13 protein-coding genes and 2 pseudogenes are annotated in these 15,461 nt (G+C 69.0%); 7 read left to right on the forward strand and 8 right to left on the reverse strand.

Annotated features, from left to right (window positions below; genetic code table 11):
• Positions 1-344: 344 nt before the first annotated feature.
• The 3 genes and pseudogenes from ACFY7C_RS00415 to ACFY7C_RS00425 form a co-directional block, all read right to left on the reverse strand.
• The gene (locus tag ACFY7C_RS00415) at positions 345-539 is read right to left on the reverse strand and encodes a hypothetical protein (RefSeq protein ID WP_389641508.1); all 195 of its coding nucleotides are present in this window, start codon (positions 537-539) and stop codon (positions 345-347) included.
• The gene (locus ACFY7C_RS00420; protein ID WP_389641510.1) at positions 533-1,648 is read right to left on the reverse strand and encodes a DUF4241 domain-containing protein; all 1,116 of its coding nucleotides are present in this window, start codon (positions 1,646-1,648) and stop codon (positions 533-535) included. The genes ACFY7C_RS00415 and ACFY7C_RS00420 overlap by 7 nt, the downstream gene beginning before the upstream one ends.
• A gap of 213 nt (positions 1,649-1,861) precedes the next feature.
• Positions 1,862-2,863, reverse strand: a pseudogene (locus tag ACFY7C_RS00425) (transposase); the annotation flags it as partial.
• 166 nt (positions 2,864-3,029) lie between these two features.
• Here ACFY7C_RS00425 and ACFY7C_RS00430 point away from each other — a divergent pair.
• On the forward strand, positions 3,030-3,542 hold the full coding sequence (locus ACFY7C_RS00430) for a protein phosphatase (protein ID WP_389641512.1): 513 nt from the start codon (positions 3,030-3,032) through the stop codon (positions 3,540-3,542).
• A 635-nt stretch (positions 3,543-4,177) separates the two neighbouring features.
• Entirely contained in the window at positions 4,178-6,391 is a 2,214-nt protein-coding gene (locus ACFY7C_RS00435) for an MMPL family transporter (RefSeq protein WP_389641514.1), read from the forward strand.
• Between the two features lie 37 nt (positions 6,392-6,428).
• On the opposite strand, the gene ACFY7C_RS00440 is transcribed toward ACFY7C_RS00435, so the two are convergent.
• A complete protein-coding gene (locus ACFY7C_RS00440; protein WP_389641516.1) occupies positions 6,429-7,646 on the reverse strand; it encodes a beta-ketoacyl-[acyl-carrier-protein] synthase family protein in 1,218 nt (405 codons plus the stop codon).
• On the reverse strand, positions 7,643-7,927 hold the full coding sequence (locus ACFY7C_RS00445) for an acyl carrier protein (RefSeq protein WP_389641518.1): 285 nt from the start codon (positions 7,925-7,927) through the stop codon (positions 7,643-7,645). The genes ACFY7C_RS00440 and ACFY7C_RS00445 overlap by 4 nt, the downstream gene beginning before the upstream one ends.
• A 192-nt stretch (positions 7,928-8,119) precedes the next feature.
• Here ACFY7C_RS00445 and ACFY7C_RS00450 point away from each other — a divergent pair, with 192 nt between their 5' ends.
• Complete coding sequence (locus tag ACFY7C_RS00450) at positions 8,120-8,809, forward strand: class I SAM-dependent methyltransferase (RefSeq protein WP_389641520.1); 690 nt, start codon at positions 8,120-8,122, stop codon at positions 8,807-8,809.
• A gap of 41 nt (positions 8,810-8,850) precedes the next feature.
• Here the strand turns inward: ACFY7C_RS00450 and ACFY7C_RS00455 are convergent, their stop codons facing one another.
• Positions 8,851-10,032: a cytochrome P450 gene (locus ACFY7C_RS00455; RefSeq protein WP_389641522.1), complete on the reverse strand. Its 1,182-nt coding sequence runs from the start codon at positions 10,030-10,032 to the stop codon at positions 8,851-8,853.
• Positions 10,033-10,326: 294 nt separating this feature from the next.
• Between ACFY7C_RS00455 and ACFY7C_RS00460 the strand changes: the two genes are divergently transcribed.
• The gene (locus ACFY7C_RS00460; protein WP_389641524.1) at positions 10,327-10,863 is read left to right on the forward strand and encodes a gamma carbonic anhydrase family protein; all 537 of its coding nucleotides are present in this window, start codon (positions 10,327-10,329) and stop codon (positions 10,861-10,863) included.
• A 37-nt stretch (positions 10,864-10,900) separates the two neighbouring features.
• On the opposite strand, the gene ACFY7C_RS00465 is transcribed toward ACFY7C_RS00460, so the two are convergent.
• A complete protein-coding gene (locus tag ACFY7C_RS00465; RefSeq protein WP_389641526.1) occupies positions 10,901-11,149 on the reverse strand; it encodes a hypothetical protein in 249 nt (82 codons plus the stop codon).
• A gap of 301 nt (positions 11,150-11,450) precedes the next feature.
• On the opposite strand from ACFY7C_RS00465, the gene ACFY7C_RS00470 reads away from it, so the two are divergent.
• Positions 11,451-11,996: an MOSC domain-containing protein gene (locus ACFY7C_RS00470; RefSeq protein WP_389645839.1), complete on the forward strand. Its 546-nt coding sequence runs from the start codon at positions 11,451-11,453 to the stop codon at positions 11,994-11,996.
• 412 nt (positions 11,997-12,408) lie between these two features.
• Here the strand turns inward: ACFY7C_RS00470 and ACFY7C_RS00475 are convergent, their stop codons facing one another.
• Entirely contained in the window at positions 12,409-13,305 is an 897-nt protein-coding gene (locus ACFY7C_RS00475) for an alpha/beta fold hydrolase (RefSeq protein ID WP_389641528.1), read from the reverse strand.
• A gap of 257 nt (positions 13,306-13,562) precedes the next feature.
• Here ACFY7C_RS00475 and ACFY7C_RS00480 point away from each other — a divergent pair, with 257 nt between their 5' ends.
• Both ACFY7C_RS00480 and ACFY7C_RS00485 read left to right on the forward strand, forming a co-directional pair.
• Complete coding sequence (locus tag ACFY7C_RS00480) at positions 13,563-15,194, forward strand: class I adenylate-forming enzyme family protein (RefSeq protein WP_389641530.1); 1,632 nt, start codon at positions 13,563-13,565, stop codon at positions 15,192-15,194.
• Positions 15,164-15,271 (forward strand): annotated as a pseudogene (locus tag ACFY7C_RS00485) (IS5/IS1182 family transposase); the annotation flags it as partial. The gene ACFY7C_RS00480 and the pseudogene ACFY7C_RS00485, both read left to right, overlap by 31 nt.
• Positions 15,272-15,461 lie beyond the last annotated feature (190 nt).

Here is a 15,461-nt window from a genome sequence, read left to right on the forward strand (position 1 = left end):
GCAGCGCGTCCGGAGGCGGGTCACCGACTCGGGAGAGCGCGTCGATGGCGGAGGCAGGGCCGAAGCCGTTCGCCGGCACCCTCCCGGACAGCCCCATCGTGATCGACCCGATGACGGCCCCGGGGAACCGCTGCCCGAACTGCCGGCCTCGCTTCGCACGTCGTTTGTCGATGAGCGCGGGAGGCACCCCGAAGGCGACCAAGTCAATGCTCACGAGTTCGGGGGGCACCCTCCGCAGCCTTGATGGGGACACGTACCCCGGGCTCCAGGGCCGAGCGTTGTGAACCGTGCTACCGAGGCCGTCAGCTGCGGGCTGGCGACTGCCGCCGCAGGCAGGACCCTGCCTACACAGCCGCATCGGTGGGAGTTCCGTCTCGCTCCGGGAGCAGCTCCGGCATCCCCTCCACCAGCACCACGACGCCGACTACCTCGCCGGCCGCGGAACGGCCGACCCACACCAGGTAGGTGCCGTCTCCGGTCGTCGCGAAGGACATGAGCTCACCGCCGGAAACCTCGTCCCAGGTGCGCTGCATCAACATGGAACCGTTGTCGATGTCCTCGTACCCGTCCAGATCCGGCTCCCCCGGATCAGCCCCCGCTCGAAGAGTGCGATAAGCGGCTCCCAGGCCCCGGCGTCGGCGAAGCAGCCGGTGGCACCGTCGGTGTCGAAGCCGGCTATCTGCTGCTCGATGAACAGCCGGGGATCGTCGTCCGGACCGAGGGCCATCTCCCAGGACGCGGCGGGGGTCTCGCTGACGAGCAGGCGGACGGCCGTGGATTTCGTGGTCGTGACCTCGGCGTCCCGCCACTCGCAGTGGTAGCTGAAGCGGACCCGCGCCTCGTCGAGTACGTACTCCCCGGGCGGGACGGGGACCGTGATGCGCGGCCCGTCACCGTGGTCGATGTCCGGGCCGGAGACGGCCAGCAGCCCGCTGGGAACGTGCAGGGTGCCGACCCGGCACGGCTCCACGACGGTCATCTCGGGGTGGTATCCGTCGGTCACGCGCACCCCGGGCCGGAACAACTCGTTGATCGGCCCGGGCTGCGCGGGGCGCGGCGGACGCCAGCAGGTGGCGGGGGCGTCTCCATCACCTGGATCGGCTGCCTCGGCCACCTCAGCCGCCTCGAAGGCGGGCGGCTCCATCAGCCCGTGTACCTGGGCCGAGAGCAGCGGCCACTCCCCGAAGGCGGGGCGGTCCACCCAGAACTCGTCGTTCCGGAGTCCGGGCGAGGTGGCGTAGGAGCCCCCGCCCTGTCCCTGCCGCTCCACCGTCCGTCGGCCCCTGCCGTCCGGGAAGAGGTCCACGGTGATGCGTGGGCACGCCTTGTCGAACTCCGCCATCTCGGGGCCGGTGTAGTACCAGCCGACGGAGTACCGGCGCAGCAGCCGCGATGGGTCGTCCAGCAGTCGCATGTCCAGGTCGTAGGTGCGGCGGCCTTGGGCGTCGTAGACCCACAGCCCGACGTAGTGGTCCCGCCATGAGACGAGCCGCACTTCCAGCGGGGCCTCCCGGCCCGGCTCCCGGTACACGACCACGTACGGAAGCCCGGCGGCATCCCGCTCCCGGGCCTCCTCGGCGGATATCGGCCGCCAGGGCGCACAACCCTCCAGGTCCCACGCCTGCGCGTACCCCACCTCGACGACCATGGCCGCTCCTGTTCCCGCAATCTGCCTTGGTTCTGTGTCGAGCCGCAAGGTAGCCGCTGCCTGTGACAACGGCCTCAAGGCGCGGGCGGCGGGCCAGCTCCGGCGCAGACAGCCGTACCGGCGATCCGGTCCATGACCGTTCAGCGAGTGGCTTGCCCACGTGACCCACTGCACCGCCAGCGCCACTGTGTCATGAACTGCTCAAACCCACTTCCTGAACCCCCGGCGAGCCCTGGCCGGGGTGAGCCTGGTCGGTTCCATCGGCCGCTGCCAGGGCCGGCGGATGTCCTCGGCGAGTGGCCTGGTGAGACGGAGCTGGATGTGCGCGACCATGACCAGCCATGTCCACCGGTCTGCCGCTGCCGGGGTGCGGAGCTCGGCCGGGCCCATCCGAGTGTCTGCTTGATCATGCGGAGGGTGTACTCCATGTCGAAGCGCCGCAGGAACGCCTGCCAGCGCAGATCGACGTCAGCACCATTCATTCCGGTGGCGGAGGACCACGGCCACAGCGGGAGCGGATCTCCGCAGCGGGGCAGGCGGTCGACTTCCACACGGATACGCGTCCCTTCGATGATGGGGAGTTCGCCGTCATGGTCGATCCAGGCGGAGCGGGTGGTGAGCCTGAGGTGGAGACGGTCCCAGTCCATCGCCCGGCTTGTTCCGTGGCGGTCGGGGGCCCGGGCTGTCGCCGCGTCCGGCTCGCCCCATGCCTCGGGTTTGGCATAGCGGAACTCCTTGCCGTCCTTCGGATACCGCCCGCCACCAGGAGGTGCGGCCCGATTCTGGAGCGGCGACGAACGACTACGGTCGTCCGGGGATCATCAGGTGCTGGTCCCGGCGGCGGCAGAAGGTGTGGCAGAACAGCCTGTCCGCGCTGCACTCGGCGTCCGGCCTCAGCCAGCTCACGTCCACGGCCAGGACGAGTCGCCCGTCCGCGGCTGCGGGCTGGGGCAGTTTGGCCAGTGTCCGCCGCAGCTGCCGAGCATCGACGCGGCCGTGATTCAGCGCGTCGTACAGCGCGCCGTGCCCGCGGCGACGCTCGGCCAGCAACGTGAGGTCCGCAGGCGTCGTCACCGGGCCGTCTGCGCAGAGCAGGGCGTCCATCAGCTCGATCAGTTCGTCACGCCGTGCGGTCAGGCAGGCCTTGAAGTCGCTCCGGGAGCGTGAGGCTTCCGCGAACGCTTCCCGTTGGGAACCAAGTTCCGGCAGGCTCATCCCTACGGCCTTCGTCCGGCTCGGTGCATTCCTTGGGCGGAGCACAGAATCGGGCGAAGGGCGCTGATGCGTCGGGCGAACTCCCAGGTGGGGGGCAGGTTCGACGGACCATCGAACCGTGGAGTTGGGTGGGGCTGACCGCCTTGCCCCGGCACATGGGGGGCCAGTGAAGACACGGCAGAAGGGCCGCGGCGTTCCCGACCCGCACGTCCCCTGGAACGAGGTCGTACCTGGACTTTGGATGGGCGGTCACCACTGGACCGATGCGCAGGGCGAGAGCCATGCAGCGGTCGTTGGGAACCAGTTCGGCCTTGTGATCAGCCTGTTTACACGCCCCGGTCACGGACCCGGTCCGGGTATCGATCACGTTGTCGCGGAGATTCCAGACGGCCCGCTCAGCGCCGAGCAGATACGCACAGTCCAGAGGCTCTCGCGCACCGCCGTCCAGGCCGTCCGGGACGGGCGCGCCGTTCTGGTCCGCTGCCACTCCGGCTACAACCGCTCCGGTCTCGTCGTTGCGCAGGCGCTCATCGAGTCGGGCGAGGAAGCAGCGGCAGCCATCGCGACCATCCGGCAGAAACGATCTCCCTGGGCCCTGAACAACCGGATCTTCGAGGAATACCTCACCACCGGCCTCGGCGTTGCCTATCTCCTCGCCGATCTCGACACGCTCGCGTGACTGGATCGAGCTGAGAGAAGAAGCTCAGTGCCCGTCACGTGGAACAAGCAGGTGTTGCCATCGACCCTCCTCACCTGGTCTCTCATCCGGCACTGCTCGTTCCGGACACGCCGCGCCGACGCTGCCCCGCAGCACCTGCTTCGGAGTAGCCTCCAGACAGCCCGCCCCTACCCCGGCAGGGGCCTTCGGGGTGTCCATCTGGTCGCCAAGGCGCCTCCTTGGTCTTCGTCGACGGCCTACCGGAGTCTCTGGGCGGCTTCCAACAGTTTCTGCCGACGTCGCCGGGCCGTCTGCTGGGGTGCCGACCCCGGTGACAGGAAGGACGGACCCGGGCTGATGTACGCGGAGACGACTCGGGCCCTCTGCGAGACCATGCTGCGCTCCTTCTACGACTTCCATCTGGACACGGGCACCGGCCCGGTGAGCAACCCGTTCCCCGCCGCCCGAGAGCGTCGCCGGTCGCAGACGACGGCCGGACGACCTGCGCGATCCTCCCCCGGCGGCCCGTATCGGCCGTCGGTGCCGGTGCCGGGTCCACGGATCCCTGATGGGTGGTTCGACACATGGGGAACACTCCTCGGGCAGTCGCCACAGCTCACCCTCCGGCCTCCCATCCCACGCGGGAGGACGAAGGGATGAGAAGCGTGCTGTGCCCGACGGTGAAGCGTTCTCGTCTGGTGATCGCAGGAGCGCTGCTCGTCACGCTCTTCGCCGCCGTGCTGATGGTCCCGGCTCTTCACGGACTGGGCTCGGGCGGCACACTCGCTGTTGATACGGAAGCCGCGCGTGCGGAGCGGCGGGCCGTGGAACTGGGTGTCCCGCCTGCGGATCTGATCCTGTCGCTCTCCACAGAGCCGGCGGCCCAGCACTCTTATCAACCTGTGTCCGCGGCGGATCGGTCAGTGGTAGGTCTGCTCAGTCGGGATGAGGACGTTCTGGCTGTCCGGTCCCCCGGTACGACCGGCGATGCCTGGCTGCTCTCGGACGACCGGCGGGCAAGCCTGATCACCGTGAGCCTGTCGGGGGACGAACGACAGCAGGCACGAACGGCTGAACGACTCGTGGACCGAGTCCGCGAGTCCGTTCCGGAACTGACGGTAGGGGCGGGTGGCCGGGCATGGATCACCGCGCAGATCGACCGACAGTGCGCAGACGACCTGCTGCGCGCCGAGCTGCTGGCTGCTCCCGCAGTCCTGCTGGTGCTGCTCATCGCCTATGGCTCGCTGGTGTGCGCACTCCTGCCCGTGTTGATCGCCACGCTGGCCGTGACGTGCACCGTGCCCGTCGTCGCTCTGCTCGCTCGGGTGACGGACGTCTCCGTCTTCGCCGTCAACGCCGCTGTCGCCATCGGCTTCGGACTGGCCGTCGACTACACCCTCTTTTTGCTCTCTCGTTATCAGGAAGAACTCCGCCGTGGCGCGAGCCGGGCCGCAGCGCTGAGCACCGCCATGCGGACCAGCGGGCGCTCCGTGGCGTTTTCCGCCGGGGCGGTGGCCACGTGCCTGGCGTGCAGTCTGCTGGTGCCGATTCCCCTGCTGCGCGATCTCGCCGTGGCCGGGATCACGGTCAGCATGCTGGCCGCGGCAGCGGCTCTGCTTGTCCTTCCCAGTCTTCTCGTCCTTCTGGGCGACCACTTGGACCGGGGCGATCCGCTGCGTCGGATGCGCCGCTCCGCCTTGGGGGACGCCAGTCGGTTCTGGCGGTCCGCGGCCCGCCGCGTCACCACCCGGCCCGTGCTCGCGGCTACGGCAGCCGTCCTGGCGCTCGTGGCCATGGCGCTGCCCTTCACCCGCGTCCACCTGGACGTCATTGATCAGCGGTCGCTGCCTGCCACCGCTTCCGGCGCCGTTGACTCCGCACGCATTGCGGCTCGTTTCGCTCACCCGCCCGAGCGCGTGCTCACCGTCATCAGCGATCTGTCCTTGTCCAGTGAAGCGGGGCGGCGCGCATGGGCCGACTTTCGCAGGGATGTCGCCGCGCTGCCGCATGCCACGGAGATCCGCATGGTGCCGCGCCGGCCCGGTACTCCGCCCGCCTCGCCCAGCGTCGTGCTGGTGGCGACCGACGTCGACCCCGCCAGTCGGCAGGCAGCCGATCTGGTCCACGCTCTGCGCGCCGTACCGGGCACCGCTCTCGTCGGCGGGCGCGCAGCAGAGATCGGCGACACCGTCCACGCCGTTCGCCGGTCCCTCCCGCAGGTGGCATGGCTGCTCGCAGCCGCGCTCGCCGTCCTCCTCGGCGCGTTCACCCGGAGCGTCGTCATCCCGCTCAAAGCGGTCACGGTGGCGGCGCTCAGCCTGGGTGCGAGTGTGGGCGCGCTCGTCGTGGTCTTCCAGTTCGGACACGGCAGCGGCGTGCTGGGGCACTTCACCGTCACCGGCGGCCTGGACGCCTCGCTGCTGCTGTTCACTCTCGCTATCGCGCTGGCCCTGTCTGTCGACTACGAGGTCTTCCTGCTGGGTCGGATCAAGGAAGCCTTCGACCGCACCGGGGACAACACCGAAGCCGTCATCGATGGCATCGCCCGAACGGGACGCCTGATGACCTCCGCTGCCGCGGCCGTCGCTGTCTCCACCGCGGCGCTGACCACCTCCCAGGTGACCGCTCTCAAGGTCCTCGGCCTCGGCGTCGCTCTCGCGGCTCTCACCGACGCCGTTGTCATCCGCGGCATCCTCGTCCCCGCTGTCATGACCGCCCTCGGACCCGCCAACTGGTGGTCCCCGACCCTGTATCGGCGCATTCGCCACCGCGATCGAGACTCGGGTGGAAGGCCCGGGTCCCGCGATCCGCAGCCCTGCCCGCCCGGCCCTACACCGCCCGCAGCGGCGAGTGAAGGCCAAGCGCTGTAGGAGCAGCGAAGCGAACCGCGGGACCCTTGACGGCCTGTCAGGCCTTTGCGATGACCAGAGTGGTGTTCTGGCCGCCGAAGGCCGCGGCGTTGCTCAGAACGGTGGTCATCCGTGCGGGACGTGGGATCTTGTGGACCACGTCGAGGTCGATTTCGGGATCCTGCCGGTCGAGGTTCGCCGTCGGATGGATCATCTGGTGTTCCAGGGTGAGCACGCTGATGGCGGCTTCGATCGCCGCGGCGCCGCCGATCGCATGGCCGAGGATGCTCTTGCTCGCGGTGACGGGCGGGGGTTCGCCGAAGACCTGGCGCAGGGCGTGGGCCTCGGTCCGGTCGTTGGCGAGGGTAGCGGTGCCGTGGGCGTTGACGTGGTGGATGTCGGCTGGGACCAGACCGGCATGCTTCAACGCTGCTCGCATGGACGCCTGAAGTCCGCAGCCCTGTGGGTCCGGCGCGGTCGGGTGGCCGGCGTCTGCCGACATCCCGTATCCCATGAGGCGCGCGCGTACTCGTGCGCGGCGTGCGGCTGCGTGGTCGTGGCGTTCCAGGACGAGGATGCCGGCTCCTTCGCCCAGGACGAAGCCGTCACGGTCGGCTTCGAAGGGGCGAGAGGCTCCGGCCGGGTCGTGCGTGCGGTGTGACAGAGCGGTCATGGCGTCGAAGCAGAGATTCGTCATGTCGGAAGCACTGGGCGCCTCGGCGCCGCCGGTGATGACGATGTCGCACGCGCCCGTCTCCAGCAGCATCGCGGCGGTCGCGATGGCTGTGGCTCCGGATGAGCAGGCGGTGGTGACGCCGAGGTTGGGACCGCGCGCGTCCAAGGCGATGGCGACCTCGCCGGCGGCCATATTGGGAACACTGCGCGGCAGTGCCAGTGGGGAGACTCGCTTGCCGTCGAACGCACGACGGAATTCGCGCCGCCACGTCTCCATGCTGTTGGAGCCCACTCCGATGACCACGCCTACCCTGGTGGGGTCCCACTCGCGCGGGTCGAGGCCTGCGTCGGCGACTGCCTGGCGGGAGGCGGCGATGGCGAGCTGGCAGAAGCGGTCGAGGCGCCACGCGTCTCGACCGATCGCGTGTGCTGCGTCGAAGCCGTCGATGCGGCAGGAGAAGTCAACCGGCAGCCCGGCCATGGCCGGGTCGGTTCGGGCCTGGCTCTGGCCGGCCAGCATCGCGGCCCACGTGGTGGACCAGTCGAGGCCGGCGGGAGTCAGAAGTCCGATTCCCGTGATGGCCGGTGTGTGCCGAGTCATGCGGTGACGTCACTAGGAGTCGGCCGGCCTGTCGACTCCGCCACGGCGTCGGCCGACCGCAGCGTGTCCAACCAGGTGGCGATCTCGGCCAACGTCGTCTCGGGGCCCGGCTGCTCGGGTTGATCGAGGAGATTGGCCCCGTAGTGTTCTTCCAATACGACGGAAAGTTCCAGCAGGGCCAGCGAGTCAAGCTCTGCTTCGCTCAACGTCATCTGCGGCTGCAACCTGTCCGGCGGAATATTGAAATGTTGTACGAGAAGGCTTTCGAGTTGTTCGTACATGCGCGCCGGGTCTCCTCTCCATAACCAACCGCGCGACGCCGGTCGCAGTCGCGCAGACCGATGCAACTCAGGCTACTTCGCGCCTGTGGCCCAGCGGAACAACACACCGGGCAGCGACTCGGACGGATGATTTCCGCCTGAACATCGCGACCGTCCCTGGAATTCGTCAGCCCAGTGCGGTAATCATCCCCCATGGAGAAATACCATCTGCCGCACTTCGAACGATGGGCTCCCCATTACGAGTCCAGCCCCTTGCAGTCCCGGTATTTCCGTCCCGTTCAACAGGTCGTACTGCGGCATGTCCGGCATCACGTGCGCGGGCCGGCGCGGCTGCTCGATGTGGGATGCGGGACCGGAGCTCTCCTACGACGAATGCGGGGCCTGCTTCCGTTGACCCACCTGCACGGGGTGGACGTAGCGCCCGGCATGCTGCGCGCGGCCCGTGCGATCGAAGGGACGGCAGAAGACCAGCAGCGGAGCGACGCGCAGCCCATCCGCTACGCGCTGGCAGCCGCTGAGGATCTCCCCTACCCTCCTGCCACGTTCGACGTGGTGACCAGCACCGTCTCATTTCACCACTGGCACGACCAACGGCGCGGAATCGAGGAAATGTCTCGCGTGCTGAAGCCCGGTGGGCGTCTGGTCATCGCCGACCATTTCGCATACGGCTGGATGCGACCCTTCTTCGCTGCCGTGAGAAAGCGGCACATGATGCGCACACACGGGGAAGTGGACGCGATGCTGAAGGGAGCAGGATTGGTCCCAGCGTCGTGGGAGGTGGCGCACTCACTATGGCCCTTTCTCACAGGACGGACGGGAACGCGACCGGCTCTGGCGCACTTTTTCCCTCTTGTTTCCCTGACTACCGCACACCGCCCCTGACTGATGCCCACGGGGATGCGCGCTCCGGCGCGGGCCGCGGTTCAGGTCAGTTCCACCCACAGTTCCTCCAGGCCGCGCACGATGGTCGTGGGCTTCCGCCTGACCTCCCGGTGAGGAAGCAGCCGCGGCCGGTGCCGGACGAGCGCCGGCAGCGCGAGGCCTGCCGTCAGCCGGGCGAGCGGTGCCCCCAGGCAGAAGTGCGCACCGAGACCGAATGACAGGTGCCGCTGGGGGCGTCGCAGGTCGAGTTCATGCGCGTGACGGTGCACCACGGGGTCACGATTGGCCGCTGCCAGGAGCAGTACGACCAGAGTGCCCTTCGGGACCTGGTGGCCTGCGATCTCGGCGTCCTCCAGCGCCGTCCGCACCGCGAACTGAATCGGCGGGTCGTAGCGCAGCAACTCCTCGACGGCGCTCTCCCAGGAAACTTCGGCGCGCTCCAACAGCCGGAGCTGTTCCGGGTGGGACAACAGGGCGTAAAGCCCATTGCTGATCAGCCCGATCGTCGTGTCATACCCGGCAGCCAGCAATTGCCCGCAGGCAGCCATGGCATCCACCAGAGACAGCGGCTGACCGTCGGCGGCCTTGAGGGCTTGCAGGACAGAAGTGCGCTGCCCGTGCGGAGCCTGGGTCAGCAGGTGGCGGAAGCATCGCACGAAAGCGGTGCGCGCCTCCGCCACCTGTGGGCGGGTGACCGCGTCCAGGACCGACTCCGGATCCAGGCCCTGTGCCAGCAGCTCCGCCATGCGCCCGAACTCCCGACGCTGACCCTCTGGCACACCCAGTACGTCGGAGATCACGGCCGTCGCCAGTGGTCTTGCGATGTCCGAGACCACGTTGACGGTCCCCTTCGACACAGCGTGGCGCATGAGTTCCGCCAGACGCCGTTCGATTGCGGGTGCCATCGCCGACGCCGCCTGCCGCCCCATCGGCGCGCGCAGGCGTCCCCGGGTCGCGGTGTGCTCCGGCGGATCCATGAGCAGGAACGAACGAGCCGGGACGCCGTAGGCGGTCCTGTCGCGCGGGCTGTGGGCTCCATGACCGAACCGAGGGTCACGGAACACAGCCGCGCAGCCACTGAACCCCAGGAGCAGCAGGGCACCGGCAGGGGTGCGATAAATCGGCCCCTGCTCGTGCCGCAATGCCTCGAAGAAGGGGTACGGATCGGTGCGGAACTCGCGACTGCTGGTGTCGAACGGAACGTGCTCGGCGAAGCCGGGCACCGGAACGTCCAGCGGCGGTCGAGAAGGTGCCGACGCCAGCGAGAAGGCCGGGTCCCGCGGACAAGCGGTATGCGGTGGTGAGGTCACGAACGGCTCCGCAGGCTGGCTGACTGGCTGATCTGTGCTGTCGACACCTTGCCGTGCGGCACGGGCCGGCGGCCCCGTGACACCCTCCCTGCCAGTCCTACCCACCTGAAAGAACCACGCCGCCGCGGCAAGACGAGATCGCCGAGCAGGTTCTGTATAAGGTCAACCCTTATGTACCTTCCGTGCGAGCCGACCGAAGCACACTCGATGAGAGCCCAGCCGCTCATCCGGGCGGTGGGCGACCGCACGCCGCAGATCTCTCCGGACGCGTACACCGCTCCCACCTGCGTCGTCCTCGGCGAGGTCGTTCTCGCCGCCGGAGCCAGCCTCTGGTACAACACGGTCGTGCGCGCCGACTGGGAGACGATCTCCATCGGAGGCAGCAGCAACATCCAGGACAACAGCACTCTGCATGCCGATCCGCTCCATTCCCTCACGGTAGGTCGGCGCGTCACCGTCGGGCACAACTCGGTCCTGCATGGCTGCACCATCGAAGACGACACTCTCGTCGGCATGCACAGCACCGTCCTCAACGGAGCACACATCGAAGCCGGGTGCCTGATCGCGGCCCAAAGCCTGGTCCCGCAAGGTATGCGCATTCCGGCAGGCTCGTTCGTCTCCGGGGCGCCCGCAGAGGTGAAGCGGTCGGTGACCGCAGCCGAACGACAGATCATCCGGCTGAGCGCCGACGCCTATGAGGACCTGGCCCAGCAGCATGCGAGCGCGCACTCCTCACCGTCCTGACGAAGCGCCTGGCCCGGCTTGCACCACGCCACGCTCCCTATGTGCAGAGACAGCGAGCGGAAGGAGGTCGGTGGCGCGGCCGCGCAGATGGCGTGTGGTCCACGATCTGCGGCAGATCAGTCGAGACGGCGCCTGCTGCTTCGTCCGGGCCGTCCTCGTCCCTGGCGGTGAGGAGGGAGGCCCGAAACTCCCAAAAGTTCTCGGTCACGCGGATGTGGTTGACATGGCCGAGCCGGTCGATGTCGCCCCAACGGGTCTGGCCGGTGATCGGCTCCTTCGACGTCATCACCGCGGTCTACCTCCAGGGTCGCGAACCGGTTCCTCCGCAAGCCGGCGAAGGTCACCACCGCGCAGCGGCTCAGCTCCGCCCAACACCCGACCAATAGGGGCACAACGCCCCGCGCACTTCCGCAACACCCCTCTGCCGCTGTGTCCTTGGTGTCCAGGGATGGGTCAGTGCCGGGTCGGGAGCCGGACCTGACGCACCCACCTGACAGTTCCGCTCACTGCATGAACCCTGACACGCCTGGTCGCACCGCCTCTATGATCGACCGGCCGCAGAACGACAACGGGGGAGCGCGCGCGTGATGCCTGGTCAGGTCGCCGCAGTGAGCCGTAACGAGGTGTACTCGTTCAGCAAGCCCAATCGCGATTCCATCACGCTGCTCACGGGGCTCGGCGTGGAAGGAGACGTTCATGCAGGTGAGACGATCCGCCACCAGTTCCGCATGACCTACGAGCCCGACCTGCCCAACCTGCGCCAGGTCCACCTGATGCACGAGGAACTCTTCGACGAACTCGCACGCAACGGCTTCACGGTCTCTGCGGGCCAGCTCGGCGAGAACATCACCACACGCAGGGTGGACCTGCTGGGCCTGCCCACCGGCGCTCTGCTCCATCTCGGGGAGCAAGCGGTGCTCGAGGTGACAGGCCTGCGCAACCCGTGCGCGAAGATCAACGACTTCCGTAAGGGACTGCTCCCTGAGGTCTTCGCCATGGACCCCGCATCCGGCGAGTTCGTCTTCAAGTGCGGCGTCATGGCTGTGGTCCGCCGTGGAGGGACCGTGCGCCCCGACGATTCCATCCGGGTCGAGCTCCCGCCCCTCCCCCACCGCCCCTTGGAGCGGGTCTAGGTTCTTTTTGTTCCGTGGCCATCGGCGTGCCCAGATGAGGATGGCGGAACGTGCGCGACTGCCTGCGAGTATGGTGCCCAGGCCGTGGGCCCGTTGGGGATGGCGGCGGCGGTGCCGGTGGCGAAGGACGGGGCACCGCGAGTGCGGAGCCAGCCGCAGGCAGGACGCAGCCCGGACGCCCCGCAACATGGTCCGGCACCACGCGACCTCGGCGCCCCGCGCACGGACACCGCCGTGGAGGAAAGGACGAGCCCCTCCACCCTCCTCAGCAGTGACTGCCTCTCGCCGCCACTGCTGATCCGTAGCGTCTGGGAGCGTCAACTCCGGAACGGCACCGCGGCCGCCACAAGGGTCCGTCCTTCGCGACAGCCGGGCGGCGGCTCCGGCGGTCGGCCGTCCCCTCCGTCCGGCTTCATGCGACTCCGACGGGAAGCCGCCGCGTGGGGTGCTCGAGCGGGGTGAGGAAGTCCAGGTCGTCCAGAGGCTGGTCAGTGAAGTAGCGCAGGAGGAGTTCGCTGACCTCTCGGCGTCGTTCGAGTGCCGGCAGATGGTCGGTGTCGCGGACGAGGGTGAAGATGCTGTCTTCGATGGTGGCAGCGGCTTCACGGCCCAGGTCGGGGCGGGTGAGGGTGTCGTGCTCGCCGGTGCAACAGAGGGCCGGGACGCCGCTGACGCCGCCGTCGGGCAGTCCCGCCCAGTCGATCACACGACGGATGGACGCCAGGTGGCGCTCGAAGTCCGGTCCCGTGATGGCCGCCATGTCACGGGCCAGCACACGGGTGACGGCGGCCCGATTGCGCACCGTACGGTCAGCCGGTGCCATGAGCGCCGCCACGCTGCGGCGGGCATAACCGTCGGCGTCCCCCGAATCGAGCGCGTCCGCCATCGTCCGCAGCCCCTCCAGTCCCTCCGGCGGGTAGATGGAGGCGGCTCCCATCAGGACAAGGCGGGACAGGCGGCCGGGATCGCGCTGGGCAAGGTGGTAGGCGACCGGCACCGCGTAGGAGACGGCGAAGAGGTTGACCCTGTCGAGGCCCAGGCGGTCGAGGAGGTCGGTCAGGGCGTCGGCGAGAAAGTCGAACCCGTACGTCGCCGGCAGCAGGTCGGCGCTCCCGGAACCGGGCAGCTCGACACTGATCACGGAAGCGGTCTGCGCCCACGGCCCTTCCAAACGCCGGTAGGAGTACATGTTCTGGAAGGCTCCGCCGATCACGATGATCGGCTCCGTGCTGGGGGCGGGGCACTGCACGACACGGCACTGGTAGCCGAAGCCGGAGAAGAAGAAACGGTGCACCTGATCAACAGCCACGAGGACGAACTCCAGACGACGGGGGACGCTTACCTTGGAGCAACGACCGGACCCGACATGGGTCTCGCCGCCGCGCCCGGCCCCACACCAACGTGTGGTGCCCTCGGCCCGGCCCGGAAACGACACGTGTGATGACCGGCTCGCGGCGGAATCCGGCCGCACCGTTGCGGGGGCCGGGTCGTTGTCCTCGTGCATGGCCCGCCCGATCCGACGCAGGCCGCGCACGACGCCCACCGACCCGCGCCGCCGGAGCAGACATGTCACAAGACGAACGGAAGACGGGGACCGACCGCGGGTTCACCGGCTACGCCGAGGACCTCCTGCGGGTCCTGGCGCGGCACCCCGACCGGCCTGCCGTCCTCACCGCTGACCGCAGGCCCGTCTCCGCGGGCGAACTCTCCGCCCTCATCTGCCGTCTGGCCCGCGCTCTCCAAGCACGCGGGATCGGACCGGGCCAGACAGTCTCCCTGCTCACCGGCAACACACCACTCGCCCTGGCCGCCCGCTACGCGGTACCCCTGACCGGTGCCCGCCTCGTCTACCTCTACGACGTCATGCCGCCCAAGGCCCTCGCACACATCGTCGCCGACGTCGACACGCGCCTGCTGCTCGTCGATGCGAGCCGGCACACCGATCTGGGCCCCCTTCTGTCCCTGGTCGCCGTCCCCTCGGTGGCGTCACTCGGCCCGGCCGCCGGCTGCGACGACCTCCTCGCCTCGGCCGACCCCCAGGCCCCCCAGGCCCCCGGTGCCCCCGGGGGACACATCGACCCCCATGCCGACTGGTGCATCCGCCACACCAGCGGCACCACCGGTGTCCCCAAAGCCCTCCAGGTCACCCACGGCCAGTACAAGCGCTGCCTGAACAGCCTCCACATCGACGCAGGCGATCCGCCGCGCTTCCTCGCCAACACCCCGCTGTCCCATGTCGCCGGCCTCTGCGCCGACGTGACGCTCCTCCAAGGCGGCAGCGTGGTCCTGCAGCCCGGCTTCGACGCCGGCGCGACCCTGGCCGCGGTCGAACGCGACAGCGTCACCCACCTGTGGCTGCTCCCGCCGCTGCTGCACCAGCTTCTCGATCACCCGTCCCTGGCCACCACCGACGTCTCCAGCATCAAGCGCGTCACCTATGGCGGCAGTCCTGCGTCAGCCGCCCGGCTGGCCCGCGCCGCAGAGGTCTTCGGCCCCGTGCTGCACAGCTGGTACGGACAGAGTGAAACGCTCGGCCTCACCGAGGTCCGGCCCGAGGAACACTCCCGCATCGGCCGCCATGGCCAGATCACCGTGGGCCGCCCGATGCCGGAAGTCGAACTCGTCATCCGTGACACGAACGGCCTGCCTCTTCCCGCCGGCGACCAGGGCGAGATCTACGCCCGCTCCCCCGGAATGATGCGCGGCTACTGGAAGCAGCCGGAACTCACCGCTGAGACCGTGCGAGACGGCTGGATCCGCACCGGAGACACCGGGTACCTCGACAACAACGGCTACCTCTTCCTCGTCGGGCGCTCCAATGACCTCATCAAGATTCCCGGCGGCGGCATCTACCCGAGCGAGGTCGAAGCCGTGCTGCTGACCCACCCGGCCATCGCACAGTGCGCCGTCTTCGGCGTCTGCGACGAAGACTCGGCCGAAAGCATCCACGCCGCGGTCGTGCCGGCCGCGGATCACCGGATCACCCCCGAAGAAGTCCGCGCCCATGTCACCACCCACCTCACCCGCGGATACGTACCCAGCGCCATCCACTTCGTCGCGGACATCCCCCGCACCGCCATCGGCAAACCGGACAAAAACCAGCTTCGAAGCCTGCTCACCGGATACACCCCACCAAGCCCGGCTGCGCCCACCCCTTCATGCCTCTTCATGCCCTCGGACGCTCCCGCGGTGGACTGACCACGAAGTTCCACCTCGCCGCCGACAGCCGCTGCCGCCCGCTCGCGTTCGTCCTCACGCCCGGGCAGGCCGGTGACGCGCCCGGGTTTCCGAGGTCATGGCCCGCCTGCGGGTGCGGCTGCCGATCGGCCGGCTCCGGACCACCGGGATGTGGTTCTGGCCGCCCGCAATTCCATGGCGACCATGACCGGATGAAGGTGCGGTGTCGCTCACGCACAGGTGCGTCCCGGCGACCGCCACTGGTCGGCCAGGCCGGCCTCGGTCGCC

The sequence above is a fragment of the Streptomyces sp. NPDC012769 genome, assembly GCF_042901205.1.
Classification (GTDB): domain Bacteria; phylum Actinomycetota; class Actinomycetes; order Streptomycetales; family Streptomycetaceae; genus Streptomyces.

What these genes read in the sequence shown, in the direction of transcription:
- ACFY7C_RS00415 (WP_389641508.1), bottom strand. Translation starts at nt 539, where the DNA reads ATGTTGATGCAGCGCACCTGGGACGAGGTTTCCGGCGGTGAGCTCATG.
- ACFY7C_RS00420 (WP_389641510.1), bottom strand. Translation starts at nt 1,648, where the DNA reads ATGGTCGTCGAGGTGGGGTACGCGCAGGCGTGGGACCTGGAGGGTTGT.
- ACFY7C_RS00435 (WP_389641514.1), top strand. Translation starts at nt 4,178, where the DNA reads ATGAGAAGCGTGCTGTGCCCGACGGTGAAGCGTTCTCGTCTGGTGATC.
- ACFY7C_RS00440 (WP_389641516.1), bottom strand. Translation starts at nt 7,646, where the DNA reads ATGACTCGGCACACACCGGCCATCACGGGAATCGGACTTCTGACTCCC.
- ACFY7C_RS00445 (WP_389641518.1), bottom strand. Translation starts at nt 7,927, where the DNA reads ATGTACGAACAACTCGAAAGCCTTCTCGTACAACATTTCAATATTCCG.
- ACFY7C_RS00450 (WP_389641520.1), top strand. Translation starts at nt 8,120, where the DNA reads ATGGAGAAATACCATCTGCCGCACTTCGAACGATGGGCTCCCCATTAC.
- ACFY7C_RS00460 (WP_389641524.1), top strand. Translation starts at nt 10,327, where the DNA reads ATGAGAGCCCAGCCGCTCATCCGGGCGGTGGGCGACCGCACGCCGCAG.
- ACFY7C_RS00465 (WP_389641526.1), bottom strand. Translation starts at nt 11,149, where the DNA reads ATGACGTCGAAGGAGCCGATCACCGGCCAGACCCGTTGGGGCGACATC.
- ACFY7C_RS00470 (WP_389645839.1), top strand. Translation starts at nt 11,451, where the DNA reads ATGCCTGGTCAGGTCGCCGCAGTGAGCCGTAACGAGGTGTACTCGTTC.
- ACFY7C_RS00480 (WP_389641530.1), top strand. Translation starts at nt 13,563, where the DNA reads ATGTCACAAGACGAACGGAAGACGGGGACCGACCGCGGGTTCACCGGC.